The following is a 14569-nucleotide window of genomic DNA, read 5'->3' as shown; positions in this document are numbered from 1 at the left end:
CCGTTATTGATGTGTGCGCGGCCCCGTCGAACCTGACATGGTCGCGGACGCGCTGGCGTCGGACGCCGCCCACCTCGCCGCCGGCGGCGTCTCCGTCGCCGTCGCGCTCGCCGCGGTGTTCCTCGCGGATCGACGAGGGGCCGACTGGACGCGGACGCTCCGCTCGCGGCTCCTGCTCGGTGTCCCGTGGGGGACGCTCTTCGTTGTCGCCGGCGTGATCGGAGTGTACCTGTTCGTCCAGTCCGGAATCGACGACCCGAACCGACCGGTCGTGATCCCGTTCCGGTCGTGGTCGTACTTCTACCCGGAGGGGCTCGTCTGGTCCAGCTTCGCGCACGCGGGCCGCGGACACATCACCGGGAACCTCCTCTCCGCGCTCGTCGCGGGGAGCCTCGCGGAGTGCGCGTACGGCCACTTCCCCGAGGGACGCAAGGTCGGCGACCGGGAGCGGGCCGCCGTCCGGTCCCGGCGACTCCCGGATCGCCTGCGAGGTCTCCCGGGTCGAGTCCGTGAGATGCCGAGTCGAGCCCGACGGCTGCCGAGCCGGATCCGCGCCGTCAAATCCCCCGGCGAGAACCCCTACGTCCGTGCGTTCCTGATCGTCCCCGGCGCGGCGGTCGCGTTCGGCCTCGTCTCGGCGCTGTTCGCGTTGGGGCCCGTGATCGGCTTCTCCGTCGTCGTGTTCGCGTACTGGGGGTTCGCGCTCGTTACGCGTCCCGTCGCCGCGGTCGTCGCCACGACGGGAACGGCGCTCGTCGGCGTCGTCTACGACGCCCTCCGGACGCCGGTGGCGTTCGCCGAGGCGTCCCCCTCCTACGGCGCCCCGGGGTGGGCGAACGTCGCGATCCAAGGGCATGCGCTCGGGCTCATCGGCGGCGCCCTCGTCGCCGTCGTACTCCTGCGGCGGCGGCGAACTCGAGGGCGGGACGACGGAAAACGCAGCGAGGACCGCGACGCGGGCGCGACCCCCGGTCGGTGGCGGTTCCATCCGAATGCCGCGCCGGACCACGACGGGTCGCGCGCGGACGCGTCGGAGCGCACCGCGCTCGTCGTCTTCGGGGCGCTCCTGCTGTTCGGCGCCTCGCGTCGGCTGTGGGCGGTGTACTGGTACCTCGGCAACGAGCGGTACCAGCTGTACCGCGCGGTCGGCGTTGGGCTGCTCGCCCTGCTGGCCGCGATCGTCGCCGTCGCGGCCGCCTCGCGCGACGACCCGCTCTGGCCGTCCCGAGCGGTGCCGAAGCCCGAGACGCTCCGAGACGGGATCCGGTCGTCGACGCCGGCGGCGGTCGGACTGGTCCTGCTCACGGCGGCGCTGGCGGCCGTCGCGGGGCCGGCCGTCGTGCCGAACCTCGTCACGGTCGAGGACGGCGACCTCCCGGGCGACCCGATCGAGGTCGAGGGGTATCAGGTGACCTACGCGGAGAACGTCGAGGACCGACTCGTGGGCGTCGTCGACGTGGAAGCGTTCGGGCGCTCGACGTCGGTCAACACGTCGGGGGTGATCGTCAGCGACCCCGACCGCGAGATATGGACGACCGCCGTCTCGAAGGGGAACCTCGCGTTCTGGGGGTACCGCGCGGTCGACGTGGGGGGCACCGGCTGGCGGGAGACCGTCTGGGTTCAGCGGGTCGGCTGGGTCGCCGCGAACGGCGGTCCGGCGTACCGGGTCGACGCGGTCAGGAACGAGACGAGACGGACGCTGTTCACGAGCGACCCCGCCCGGGCTGAGCCCCGGATCGACGGGCGGAACGTCGTCATCGCGGCCACGCCCGACGGGTTCGAACTGACGGTTGCCGGCGGCAGCGGGAACAACGTCACGGCGCCGCTCCCGGCCGCGAACGAGACCGAGACCGTCCGCGGGATCACGTTCGTTCGCGAGGGCAACGCCGTGTTCGCGCAGCGCGGCGAGACGCGAGTGCGGATCGCACAGCGGGAGCGGTACGAGGGACGGCGGTAGCCCGCGCCGGCGGGCCGGGAAGAGAACGTCCGGCCCCCTACGACCACTCGATCCGGTACACTTCGGTGTCGATGTCGCGCGCCTCGTCGGTGTGGTGATCAAACTGTGCGTCGATCCGGAACTCGGCCGCGAACGCGTGCGTCACCTCGCCGCCCTCGTCGGCGGCGAACGCCTCGACGAACTTCCGGCTACCGGCGTTGTGGACCGAGTAAGAGACTTCGGCGAGGTCGCTCGCGACCGCGAGGAACTCCCGATCTGCGTTGCGGTTTCCGTCCTGTGCGCCGAACGGCGGGTTCATGACGACGGTCGCGGGCTCGGAGACTGCGAGCGGCGGGCGGGTCGCGTCGCCACGAACCCAGTGGACCGGCGCGCTGGCGGCGACGCGGCGCTCGTTCCCTCGGGCGGTCGCGAGCGCGCCCCCGTCGAGTTCGAGGCCGACGACGCGGGCGGGGCCGCGAAGCGCCGCCGCCAGCGCGAGCATCCCCGTGCCGGCGCCGAGGTCGAGCACGGTCCGCCCCTCGACGTCGCCGTGGAGGTCCGCCAGGTGGACGACGTGGGCGGCCAGCTCCGGCGGCGTCGGGTACTGTTCGAGGGCGGCGTCGGGGCGCTCGAAGCCGGCGACGACGCCGAGCTTGGTCGCGAGCGAGCGCTTCGTCGCCATCGGTCAGGCGCCGCCGGCGTCCGCGCCCACCCGGACGAGTTCGACGCCCTCGCGGTCGGCCCGCTCGGCGAGCGCCGCGAGCGCCGTGCGGGCCTCTTCGCGGACTTCGCCGGTGACGCTGACCTCGATCCGGCCGGCGCCGAGGAACGCCGCGGCGCGGAGGAGCCCGCGCAGTCGGTCGACCTCGCGCTGTCGCTCGAGGGTGCTCTCGGCGTCGAAATCGGCTTCGGCGGCGACCGCGGCGGGCTGGTAGCCGCGGGCCGCGAGCCCCCGCTTGAGGTCGCGGAGGTGCTCGGGCGCGGTGCTGTCGAGGTCCGCCGCGTCGATGACGACGGGATCGACGTCGGCCGGGCGACAGCCGCGAAGCGTGCGTTCGACGCCGGCCGGGGAAGTCGTACTCATACACGCCTATTGGTATAGGTTATACAAAAATCTTCTTGAATGTTTAGGAGTAATAAACTTGGGCACCGGGGGTAAGACCGACGGAGCTGGCGAGAGGTGGGCGTCAAACGACGCCCGAGGCTCGACCGGGGCTCCGTCCACGGTCACGTTTCGTGCGTCTCGGTGCGGGTGGCCGGGCGACGGTAGGGCAGCCATCGATGTGTATTCTGTTCGCTAATCTGCTATTAATCCCTCTCTAACGTCCGAAAACGCGATTTTACGTCGGTTCGAGAACCGTCAGGATCGATGATAGGGGTGGACAAGGCTTAAATGCGCGACTGACCAGAAACCTTTTAATGGAACGTCCGAGTCGCCAGCGGCAACAGGAGCGGGACACGGAGCAGGAAACGGACGAATCGACGGTCTCCTGTCCGGAGTGTGACTCGGAGAACATCGTCACCGACGCCGATCAAGAGCTCGTCTGCGAGGACTGCGGGCTCGTCTTGGACGAGCGGAACATCGACCGCGGGCCGGAGTGGCGCGCGTTCAACCACAACGAGCGGCAGTCGAAATCCCGGGTCGGCGCGCCGATCACGGAGACGATGCACGATAAGGGGCTGACGACGACGATCGACTGGAAGGACAAGGACGCGTACGGGCGGTCGCTCTCCTCCGAGAAGCGCTCGCAGATGCACCGACTGCGGAAGTGGCAGGAGCGGATCCGGACCAAGGACGCGGGCGAGCGCAACCTCCAGTTCGCGCTCTCTGAGATCGACCGCATGGCGAGCGCGCTCGGCGTTCCCCGGTCGGTACGGGAGGTCGCCTCGGTCATCTATCGACGCGCGCTCAACGAGGATCTCATCCGCGGCCGCTCCATCGAGGGCGTCTCCACCGCCGCCCTCTACGCCGCCTGCCGGCAGGAGGGGATTCCCCGGAGCCTCGACGAGGTCGCAGACGTGTCGCGGGTTCCGCAGAAAGAGATCGGCCGGACGTACCGCTACATCTCCCAGGAGCTCGGCCTAGAGCTGAAGCCGGTCGATCCCAAACAGTTCGTCCCCCGGTTCGCGTCCGCGCTCCAGCTCTCCGAGGAGGTCCAGTCGAAGGCGACCGAGATCATCGATGTCTCAGCCGAGCAGGGGCTGCTCTCCGGGAAGTCCCCCACCGGTTTCGCGGCCGCCGCCATCTACGCCGCCTCGCTGCTCTGTAACGAGAAAAAGACCCAGCGCGAGGTCGCCGACGTGGCGCAGGTCACCGAGGTCACCATCCGGAACCGGTACCAAGAGCAGATCGAAGCGATGGGCTTCCGTTAGGCGGTCGGCCGGTCGAGACCCCGGAGTTCGTCCCGTCTCGGGATCTGAACAGTTGGATCGGGTTTTTAATCGCTACCCGCTGTAGCGGGGAGTGTGATGTACTCGGATGTCCTCGTTCCGACCGACGGCAGCCCGGCGTCGGACGCCGCGATCGAACACGCGATCGACCTCGCAGACCGGTACGACGCTCGCCTCCACGCGCTGTACGTCGTCGACGGCGCGGCGTACTCCAGCCTGGAAGCGGGCGCGGAGATCGTCGTCGAGGCGCTCGAATCGGAGGGCGAGGAGGCGACGGGACGCGTGGCGGACGCCGCCGCGGACGCGGGCGTGGAGTGCGTCACCACCGTCGCGTCCGGCACCGCCTACCAGTCGATCCACGACTACGTCGACGAGAACGACATCGACGTGGTGGTGATGGGGACCCACGGCCGGAAGGGGCTCGACCGTTACCTGCTCGGGAGTGTCACCGAGCGGGTCGTCCGCACCTCGGACGTTCCGGTGTTGACCGTGCGACAGCCGGCGGATGAGTAGCCGCACGTCCTCGGGCGAACGGGGGTGACACCGATGCGCGACTGGCTCTCTCACCGCGTGGTCTCGTCGCCGGACGGGACCGCCCTCGTCCGCGCCGAGGACGGCGAGGCGTGGAGCTACACCGACCTCGACCGGCTCGTCGCCGAGACGGCGGGGCGACTCGTCGCGCACGGACTGGGCGAGGGCGACCGGGTCGGCGTGCTCACGCCCCCGTACGTGGGCACCGTCGGCCTCGTCCACGCGACGATGCGGATCGGCGCCACGTTCGTCCCGCTCGGCGAGGAGCTGACCGCCCGCGAGATCGCCGCGCGGATCGACCGGACCGACCTCGACGCCGTCGTCTGCGCCGAGCCGACCGAATCGACCGCGACCGCCGCGGTGTCCGAGATCGAGGGCGTCCCCGTTTACTCCGTGGACGACCCGGCGGACGCGGACGTAACTGGGATCCACGACGTCGATCCGGCGTCGCTCGATCCCCCGGAGTGGTCGTTCGAGGACCCGCTCTGCGTGCTGTTCACCTCGGGGACCACCGGCGAACCCAAGCCCGTCCCCCTGACCGCGGGCAACGTGTACAGCTCCGCGGTCGCCTCCGCGTTCCGCCTCGGGGTCGAGGCCGACGACCGCTGGCTGGTGTCGCTGTCGCTCCACCACATGGGCGGGCTCGCGCCGGTGTACCGGTCGGTGCTGTACGGGACGACCCTCGTGTTACGCGAGGGGTTCGACGCGGGCGGCACCGCCGACGACATCGACGCCTACGACGTGACCGGCGTCTCGCTCGTCCCGACGATGCTCCGGCGGATGCTCAACCGGCGGGGGACGCTGTCGGACTCGCTTCGGGTGGTCCTGCTCGGGGGCGCGCCAGCGCCGGCGGAGTTGTTGGAGCGGTGCCGCGACTACTCGATCCCCGTTTACCCGACGTACGGAATGACGGAGGCCGCGTCGCAGATCACGACCGCGACGCCCAGACAGACCAGAGACCGGATCGGCACGGTGGGAAAACCCCTGTTCGGCACCGACGTGACCGTCGTCGACGGCGGCGACCCGGTCGACCCCGGCGAGACCGGCGAGATCGTCGTCAGCGGGCCGACGATCACTCCGGGGTACCTCGTCGAGGACGGCGGCGACCCGGACGCGGTCGACGGTGCGGGCGCGTCGACCGCCGATGCGGTCGAGGGGGGCGACGCGTCCTCCACCGGGTCGGTCGGCGTGAACGGGATCGAAACAGCGGACCTCGACCGCTCCGATTTCGGCCCGTACGGACTCCGAACCGGCGACGTCGGGCGGTTCGACGAGGACGGCTACCTCCACGTGCTCAACCGCGTCGACGACCGGATCATCAGCGGCGGCGAGAACGTCGAACCCGGGGAGGTCGCGGACGTGCTCCGGGAGTACGACGACGTCGACGACGTGGCGGTGGTCGGGCTCGACGACGAGGTGTGGGGCGAGCGCGTCGCCGCGCTCGTCGCCGTCGGCGACCAGTTCCGGTCGGCGGCCGCCGACCCGGCCGTCGACGACGCGGTCCCAGAGATCGATCCCTCGGTGACCGACGGGGAAGCCGACGGCGCGGACGGGGGCGACGCGGAGAGCGAGGCCGCGATGTCGGCCACCGGGGCCGGATCCGTCGGTCCCGCGCCGATCGACGAGGCGGCGTTCGTCGAGTTCGCCCGCGAGCGGCTGGCGCGGTTCAAGATCCCCAAGACGATCGCGTACACTGCGGAGCTGCCGCGGACGGTCTCGGGGACGGTCGACAGGGAGGCGACGCGCGCGCTCCTCCGCGAACACGGGGCGGACCCGCGCGGGAACCCCGACCTCGAGACCGCGGGGTTCGAGCCAGCCGACCCCGCGGAACCGCCCGCGGAGTCGGACGCGGCGGGGAACGAGTCGGACGCCGCGGAGCCTGACTCGGACGACTGGCCAGCGGGGGGCGGCGAGGCGGACGACGCTGCGGGAGGAGTGAACGACGCGGGCGCGCTCGAAGGCGGCACGGTGGCCGACGGAGAGCCTTCGTCGGATGCGACCGAGGGAGACGAGGTCGCGGCCGGATCGGAGGGAGTCACGCGACGCGACGCGGAGGTGGGCGGCGACGAGGACGGCGACGTGGAGACAAGCGGCGACGAGGACGGCGACGCGGGCGCTGACGGAGAACGCAGCGACACGGACGCGGTCGACGACGCGTGAACTCGCCCGGAGTTCTTCGTTGTTCCACGAAGGTTTTGTCCACGGGGTCCACAGGGTCGGTATGGAGTTGCTCGACGACAGCATCGTGCCGGAGCGCGCGCGAGACGTCAAACAGGAGGCCCGCGAGTTCGCCGACGAGTACATCGCACCGAACGCCGAGTCGTACTACGACACCGGCGAGTACCCGTGGGAGGTGCTCGAAGCCGGGATGGACGCCGGGCTCGTCGCGCAGGACATCGGCGAGGAGTACGGCGGGAAAGGGTTCGACCTCGCGCAGGTGCTCGCCATCGCGGAGGAGTTCTACCGCGCGGACGCGGGCATCGCGCTCACCCTCCAGCTCGCCAGCTTCGGCGCGGAGATGGTCGAGGACTACGGCACGGAGGAGCAGAAGGAGAAGTACCTCCGGCCGGTGGCCGAGAACGAACAGCTCTCGGGGCTCGCGGTGTCGGAGCCGCAGACCGGCTCCGACCTGGCGGGCATGACGACGAAGGCCGAGAAGGTCGAGGGGGGCTACGAGCTCACCGGCGAGAAGTACTGGGTCGGCAACGCGGTCGAGGCCGACTGGCTCACCGTCTACGCCAAGACTGGCGAGAGCGACGACCGTTACTCGAACTACACTCTGTTCATCGTCGAGACGGACTCCGACGGCTACGAGGCCGAGCACATCCCCGAGAAGATGGGGATGCGCGCGTCGAAGCAGGGCCACATCGTCTTCGAGGACTGCTTCGTCCCCGAGGAGAACGTCGTCGGCAGCGAGGGCGGCGGGTTCTACGCCCTCGCGGACTTCTTCAACCACGGCCGCGTCATCGTCGGGGGCCACGGACTGGGCCTCGCAGCCGCGGCCATCGAGGAGGCCGAGGCGTTCATCGACGAGCGCGAGGCGTTCGGCCGCACCATCGACGACTTCCAGGCCGTCCAGCACACGGTCTCGGACATGCGGATCGGCTTCGAGTCGGCGCGCGCGCTCAACTGGCGGGCCTGCGAGAAGGTCGCGAACAGCGAGGACGCCGGCTACTGGGCCGCGCTGGCGAAGACCAAGTCCACCGAGGTCGCCACCGACTGCGCCGAGAAGGGGATGAAGCTCCACGGCGGCCGGTCGAACCTCACCGAGCGCCGGATCGCCCGCGTCTACCGCGACGTGCGCATCCCGGTGATCTACGAGGGCGCCAACGACATCCAGCGCAACCTCATCTACCGGCAGTCGCGCTAGGCGGCGTTCAGAGCGTCGCCGCGAGCCGGCGCAGCGCCTCGTCACCCCCCGAGGCGAGCGGGTCGCCGTGCCCGACGCAGGCGACGTCGAACGCGGGGGCGCGCTCCGCGAGCGACCGGACGCTCGCCGCGACCGCGCCCGTGTCGTAGCTTATCACCCAGCCGGACTCCGTCAACTCGCCGTCGGACTCCGAGACGAGGTCGCCGAGCAGCGCGACGCCCAGTTCCTCGCTGACGTAGGCGACGTGGCCGGGCGTGTGGCCCGGCGTGTGGTACGCCGTGAACGAGCCGATCGCGTCGCCGTCGCGGACGCCGACGATTTCGAGTTCCGGGAGATCGGTGACGAGTCCGCCGAGCCGCTGTATCAGCCCTTTATGATTCCCGAGCGGGGGGGTCCGATAGCCCCGCAGCAGTTGCGCGTCGAAGCCGTAGGCGTGGACCGGCGCGTCGAGCTCCGGCGTCAGCGCCGCCAGCGTCCCGACGTGATCGAGGTCGTAGTGGGTGAGGAGGACGCGCCCGATCGCCGAGAGATCGACGCCGGCGTCGCCGAGGCCCTCTCGGATCGCGCCCTCGTCCCACGGCGTCCCGGCGTCGACGAGCGTCGGCACGTCGTCGAAGACGAGGTACGCGTTGACTCCGCCGCAGTCGAGTCGCCAGACGCCGTCCGCGATCTCCGTGGCCATGGCCGCGAGTAGGAGTCAGCGCGGTATGAACGCTGCCGTGGCGGAACCGACGGCGAGGGGACGGAACTCGCGCCGACGCTCTCGCGGGGTCGCCGTCGGCGACGCGAGCGACGAAAGCGCCAAGATGCCGGGGCCACACCACGGGGTATGCGACTCCAGGACTACTGGGGGATCGGGCCGAAGACGAGGGAGCGGCTCGCCGAGGCCCTCGGGACCGAGCGGGCGGTCGAGGCGATCGAGTCGGCCGATGTCCGCGCGCTCGTCGACGCCGGGCTCCACCGCGGCCGCGCGACCCGCATCCTCCGCCGGGCGAACGGGGAGGCCGGGATGGACGTGCTCGCGACTGGCGACGCGCGCTCGGTGTACGACGACCTCCTCGGGCTCGCGGCCGACGCAGCGCTGACCGCGCACGCGGCGGACCGCATTCGGGTGTTGACCCCGCTCCTCGACCGCGACGCCGTCGAGGCACGACTAGACCGGGTCGTCGCCGCCCGCGACGCGTGGACCGACCTCGACGAGGCGGACCGGGAGGCGGTCGCGGACGCGTTCGACGCGTACGACGAGGCCGCCGGCTCCGACCTGGCCGCGGTCGAGACCGCCGTCGCGCTCCGCGAGGCGGGGTTGACGGCGGGACCGTTCGCCGACATCGGCGCGCTGGACGGGGACCGCCTGCGCGACGCGGCCGACGCGCTCGCCGACGTCCGGGGGTCGATCGACCCTGCCGGCGGGCTCGACGGTGACGATATCGAGATCGCGGCGGGCGCGGACGCGGAGCTGGACCGGCTCCGCGAGCAGCTGTCCGCGGCGCGCGACCTCGCCGACTCCGCGTTCGACGTGCTGGAATCGGTCCGCGACGGGAGCCTCCGCGACTTCGAGGCGCTGGAGGCGGCGACGATCGACCACGTCGCGAGCGAGACGGGCGTCGAGCCCGCGACGGTCCGGGCCGCGTCGCCCGACGAGGCGCTCGACGCCGCCGACTTCGTCTCCGGGACGCTGCGGGACCTCGTCGTCGAACTCGAAGCGGCCGTCGAGGAGCGTGAGGCCGCCGTCGCGGCCGACATCCGCGAGCGGCTGGGCGACGAGTCCGCGGGGAGAGACGACGCGACCGCCGGCGGCGGCGACGGAGCGGACGACGGCGGCGACACCGCCGTCGCCCGCGCCGCGTCCGCCGTGTCGGACGCCGCCTTCCTGCTGTCGCTCGGGCGGTTCGCGGCGGAGAACGGGCACGTCCGCCCGACGCTCGTCGACGACGGCATCGCCGTGCGCGGCGCGCGGAACCCGTTCCTCGGGGGCGACGTCCAGCCGGTCTCGTACGGCGTCGGCTCGCACTCGCTCGCTGACGCGTCGGGCGTCGCAAGCGCCGACGCGCCGCCGACCGGCGACCGCGTGAGCGTCCTCACCGGGGCGAACTCCGGCGGGAAGACGACCCTCCTCGAAACGCTGTGCGCGGTGGCGCTGCTCGCATCGATGGGGCTGCCCGTGCCCGCCGACGCGGCCGAGGTCGGGACGTTCGACCGGATCGTCTTCCACCGCCGACACGCGTCGTTCAACGCCGGCGTGCTGGAGTCGACGTTGAAGTCGGTCGTGCCGCCGCTGGTCGCGGACGGCCGGACGCTCATGCTCGTCGACGAGTTCGAGGCGATCACGGAGCCGGGCCGGGCCGCCGACCTGCTGAACGGGCTGGTGACGCTCACCGTCGACCGCGGCGCGCTCGGCGTCTACGTCACGCACCTCGCCGAGGACCTGAGTCCGCTGCCCGAGGCCGCACGGATCGACGGCATCTTCGCGGAGGGGCTGACGAACGACCTGGAGCTCCGCGTCGACTACCAGCCGCGGTTCGAGACGGTCGGGAAGTCCACGCCGGAGTTCATCGTCTCGCGGCTGGTCGCGAACGCGGGCGACCGCGGCGTCCGCGCCGGCTTCGAGCACCTCGCGGGCGCGGTCGGCGAAGAGGCCGTCCAGCGAACGCTCTCGGACGCCGAGTGGGCGGCGAACGATGACTGAAGAGTCGGCGGACGACGCGGCCGGTCCCGACCGGATCCGGTCGATCGCGGTTCACCGCGAGGACGTGGCGAACGCGCTCGAGGCCACGCTCCGGAGCGACCGCGAGGTCGTCCTCCGCGCGACGCCGCCGTTCTCCGGGCGGATGCGCGCACGGCTCCACGCGCTCGACGCCGGCGGGAATGGAGGCCATAAGGGGAACGGTGGTTCCGACGACGCACCCGCGCCGCTCCACATCGACCCCCGGGACCTCGTCGCGGACGTGCCCCAGTACCCCGAAGTCGACGACACGGCCGCCGAACTCCCTGACGCGGACCTCGAAACGCGTCGCGAGCGACACGCCGAGAGCGTCGAGGCGTGGCGCGAGACCGTGCGCGAGCGCGTCGGTTCGACGGTCGAGATCGAGGTCGACGGCGGGGTCCGCAGCGTCGACGTGAACGCGCTCGGGTGAGCCGAGCCGGAGACCGGAACCGCCCGACCTAGAGCCGAAGCCGTTCCACCGACGTGCCGGCCGCCTCGAACGCCTCGTCCGTCGCGGCCGCGACCACGACGGTGTCCGCGTCGGTCGCGGCGTCGAGGTCGACCTCGAAGGCACCGTCGTCGTCGGGCGTCACGAGCCGCGAGGTCTTTCGGGTGTGGACGGCGACGGACTCGGCGTCCGTCTCGCCCGCGACGACGACCGCGTCCTCGACGAACTCGGCCGTGGCGGTCAGGTCGGGGCCTGCGGGGCGGTCGCGCTCGACGTACCGATCCCGGACGACCGCCGGCGTCTCGACCGGTTCGTCCGCGTCGACGCCGTGCGCCAACCGGACGAAGCCGGCCATCGACCACGCGAGGGGGGTCGCCCCCCCGGTGCCCTCGCCGAACTCCCAGCCGTACTTCGTCGGGTGTTCGCGGTCCCACACCTGCTCGGGGAGCATCAGCCCGGAGTTGCCGAACCCGGCCATCGTCTCGAGCAGGGCCTCGGGTTCGAGCGCATCCTCGTCGGTCCCGCCGAAGGCGTCGGGGCCGTCGGCGCGGGCGCGCAGCTCGTACTCGCCGCGCTCGCCGGTGAAGATCGGCCAGAGACGCCCGCGGCCGTCGCCGGTCCCGGCCCACGGCGCGCCGGGGTCACCGACCGCAATCTCGCCGTACGCGTCGCCGACGTAGCGGTACCAGGCGGCGCCGTGCGGCGTGTCCACCCGGATCGAGTCGTCGACGACCGAGACGGAGTTGCGGACGACCGGGTCGTCGGCGGGCTTGATCCCCAGCCGGACGAGTTCGAGGAAGCCGCCGTCAATTATCTCCCGCTCGTCGTACGTCGGCCCGTCGTTGGCGATGGTGCGCGGTCGGCCGGAGTCGGGGTTCCCGTCGGCCGTGATCCGGATGTAGTACGGGGTCCGATCGTGGCGGTCGGTCCCCGTCGAGGTCGCGCACCACTCCTCGACGCGCGCGGTCCAGTCGTCGGCGAGGGCGAGCCACGCCAGCGCGTCCGCACGGAGGGAGTCGGGCGATTCGGCGCCGTCACCGTCCGCCTCCTCGCGCCGGTCGGCCTCGGCGAGCGCGAGCGCCGCGCCGCAGACGAGGCCCGCTATCTCGGCCGCGATGCTCGACGGCGAGTAGCCGGCCTCCTCCTCCCAGCGCTCCTGTGCCGTCTCGGGGCCGTTCTCGGCGATGTAATCGAGCGAGCGGGCGACCTGGTCGTACGTGTAGCCGGCGTCGTCAAGCGTCACGCCGCGCTCGTACAGCTGCCACGCCATCACCGAGGGGAACCCGATGTTGTCCATCTGCTCGCCGCCCCACCGGGTCCGGCCGTCGATGTAGGTGTTCTGCGGGAGGAACCCGTCGTCGTCCTGCTGGGTGTTGTAGAGGTAGGCCAAGGCGTCCGCGCCGCGTTCGAGCTCGTCCATCTCGATCAGGGCCGTGAACACCTGATAGAGGTCGCGCGACCAGACGAAGTTGTAGCCGTAGCCGCGGTTCTCGGCGGCGTACTCGGTCTCGCCCCACGGCACCGACGGGCTGGCGATCCCCGCGCCGTCGTGGGCCTTGTCCTCGACGGCCGCCAGCGTCATCAGCGCGAACCGATACTGCGCCGCGAGGCCGGGGTCGCCGGCGACCGAGTCGGGAAGCTCACGGTCGGCGAGCCACGCGCGCCACGTCTGCGCGTACGCCGCCGCGGCGTCGTCGAACCCGCGAGCGAGCGCGCCCTCCGCCTCGCCGAGCGCGCCCGCCGTGTCCGAGTCCTCGGCGAACCCGAGCGCGACCGTGTCTCGCAGCGACTCGCCGCTGCCGACGAGACCGGCGAGCACGACGTTGCCGACCGCCTCGGGCGATTCCTCGACGCGCTCGCCGTCGCCGAACAGCGCGTCGGTGGCGTCGCCGTCGGCCGCGAGCGCGCTCGCCCAGTCGAACCCGTCGCCGCTCGCCAGCGCGAGCGCGGGGGCGAACGGCTCGCCCTCGTCGTCGACGAGCTTCCCGGGGTCGCGGTCCGGGTCGTCCTTGCGCGCGAGGAGGTGCGCCCCCGCGTCGCCCGCGACCCGCTCGGCGCGGTCGTCGGTGCCGACGTTCGCGATGGTGGCGTCGACGAGAGCGTACACGTCGTACTCGCGGGACCCCTCGAACCGGACGTCGGCGAGGATCGCGGTGCCGTCGGTGTCGACCGCGTACTCGACGGTGAGCGTCCAGCCGTGGCCGTGGCCGTCGCCGGTCTCGCGGATCGTCTGGACGTACGCCAGCGCGTCGTCGGCCGCCGGCTCGGTCGTCCGCTCGATCGTCTCCGTCGCCGAGACGTGGCCCGTCTCGGCGAAGGTCCGTATCGCGTACTCGGAGTCGGGATCGGCCACGAGGAAGTCGAACGTCCGGACGTTCATCACGTCGATCCGGGGGAACCGCGCCTCGGTGAGGGCCCCCTCGGTGAGCGTGAACCACACCGGGACCGGATCGTCGGCGTCGTAGTCGGCGGGCGTACCGACGCCGAACTTGCGGCCCGTGGTCCAGTGCGGCGCCGCCTCCGGGCCGGTCTCGCGGTCGTGCGGGACCGGGAGTTCGCCGCGGCTCGCCAGCGTCACCGTGGCGTCGATGCGGAGGGCGTGGGACCACGCGATCGGCGTCGCGCTGTCGAGGTCCCCGTCGTCGAACACCTGCTCCGCGAACAGCCCGGCCTCGTTGACGAAGGGACCGTCCGGCTCGCAGAGGGCGTAGAGGTCGCGCGCGTCGGCGAACAGCGGCTCCGCGGTCCCGCCGCGGTCCTCGACGACGCCCGCGAGCGTCGCCGCCGCGGTCGCGCCCCACAGCGTCGCGATCGACCACACCTTCGCGGCGCCCTGCTCGGCGGTGCGCCAGTCGTCGCCGGTGAACCGCACGAGCCCCTCCACAGCGGACGTCTCGCGCCGGAGCGCGTCGATCGACTGCCGGACGTGGGTGTTGACGCGGTCGAGGAAGCGGTCGAACTCGCTCGCCGCGACGGTGTCGACCGAGCCGGAGCCGTCGGTGGCCGCGGCGTCGTCGGGCGCGTCGTCGTCGGCCGCCGGCGTCTCGTCGAGCAGGGCGGCGTACTCGGCGGCCGCGGTCGCGAGCGCGAAGGTGCTGGCGTCGGCGCGGCTGTCTTGGTCCTCCTCGCCAGCGCGCTGGGGGAACCGGTCCGTGACGGGGGTCCAGCGCGCGTCGCGCCCGGGCGGCG

General features: G+C 72.1%; 11 protein-coding genes. 7 read left to right on the top strand and 4 right to left on the bottom strand.

The features are described from left to right. Positions 1-37: 37 nt before the first annotated feature. The gene (locus B9G49_RS13630; protein ID WP_086216738.1) at positions 38-1957 is read left to right on the top strand and encodes a rhomboid family protein; all 1920 of its coding nucleotides are present in this window, start codon (positions 38-40) and stop codon (positions 1955-1957) included. 37 nt (positions 1958-1994) lie between these two features. Here B9G49_RS13630 and B9G49_RS13625 read toward each other — a convergent pair whose 3' ends face one another. Together B9G49_RS13625 and B9G49_RS13620 are read right to left on the bottom strand one after the other, a co-directional pair. Next, entirely contained in the window at positions 1995-2618 is a 624-nt protein-coding gene (locus tag B9G49_RS13625) for an METTL5 family protein (protein WP_049929329.1), read from the bottom strand. 3 nt (positions 2619-2621) lie between these two features. Further along, positions 2622-3020 carry a TIM barrel protein gene (locus B9G49_RS13620; protein WP_086216737.1) on the bottom strand — a complete coding sequence of 133 codons (399 nt, stop codon included), beginning with the start codon at positions 3018-3020 and terminating at the stop codon, positions 2622-2624. Between the two features lie 335 nt (positions 3021-3355). On the opposite strand from B9G49_RS13620, the gene B9G49_RS13615 reads away from it, so the two are divergent. From B9G49_RS13615 to B9G49_RS13600, 4 genes are all read left to right on the top strand, one after another. After that, positions 3356-4309, top strand: coding sequence for a transcription initiation factor IIB family protein (locus tag B9G49_RS13615; RefSeq protein ID WP_006113981.1), 954 nt, complete (start codon positions 3356-3358; stop codon positions 4307-4309). A 96-nt stretch (positions 4310-4405) separates the two neighbouring features. Further along, complete coding sequence (locus B9G49_RS13610) at positions 4406-4840, top strand: universal stress protein (RefSeq protein WP_049930070.1); 435 nt, start codon at positions 4406-4408, stop codon at positions 4838-4840. A gap of 33 nt (positions 4841-4873) precedes the next feature. Beyond that, on the top strand, positions 4874-7018 hold the full coding sequence (locus B9G49_RS13605; protein WP_086216736.1) for an AMP-binding protein: 2145 nt from the start codon (positions 4874-4876) through the stop codon (positions 7016-7018). 61 nt (positions 7019-7079) lie between these two features. Then, positions 7080-8228: an acyl-CoA dehydrogenase family protein gene (locus B9G49_RS13600; protein WP_049929326.1), complete on the top strand. Its 1149-nt coding sequence runs from the start codon at positions 7080-7082 to the stop codon at positions 8226-8228. Positions 8229-8235: 7 nt separating this feature from the next. Here B9G49_RS13600 and B9G49_RS13595 read toward each other — a convergent pair whose 3' ends face one another. Further along, positions 8236-8910, bottom strand: a complete 675-nt coding sequence (locus B9G49_RS13595) for an MBL fold metallo-hydrolase (RefSeq protein ID WP_049929325.1) — start codon at positions 8908-8910, stop codon at positions 8236-8238. Positions 8911-9057: 147 nt separating this feature from the next. Here B9G49_RS13595 and B9G49_RS13590 point away from each other — a divergent pair, with 147 nt between their 5' ends. Continuing rightward, positions 9058-10914 carry a DNA mismatch repair protein gene (locus tag B9G49_RS13590; protein WP_086216735.1) on the top strand — a complete coding sequence of 619 codons (1857 nt, stop codon included), beginning with the start codon at positions 9058-9060 and terminating at the stop codon, positions 10912-10914. Then, positions 10907-11362, top strand: a complete 456-nt coding sequence (locus B9G49_RS13585) for a hypothetical protein (protein ID WP_086216734.1) — start codon at positions 10907-10909, stop codon at positions 11360-11362. The genes B9G49_RS13590 and B9G49_RS13585 overlap by 8 nt, the downstream gene beginning before the upstream one ends. Positions 11363-11390: 28 nt before the next feature. On the opposite strand, the gene B9G49_RS13580 is transcribed toward B9G49_RS13585, so the two are convergent. After that, on the bottom strand, positions 11391-14569 hold a 3179-nt coding region (locus tag B9G49_RS13580), incomplete at its 5' end, for a glycoside hydrolase family 15 protein (protein ID WP_143414711.1).

It is taken from the genome of Halorubrum sp. SD683, from assembly GCF_002135045.1.
GTDB lineage: Archaea > Halobacteriota > Halobacteria > Halobacteriales > Haloferacaceae > Halorubrum > Halorubrum ezzemoulense.
The sequence above is the reverse complement of the archived record's forward strand: the minus strand, read 5'-3'. Positions and strand labels throughout refer to the sequence as shown.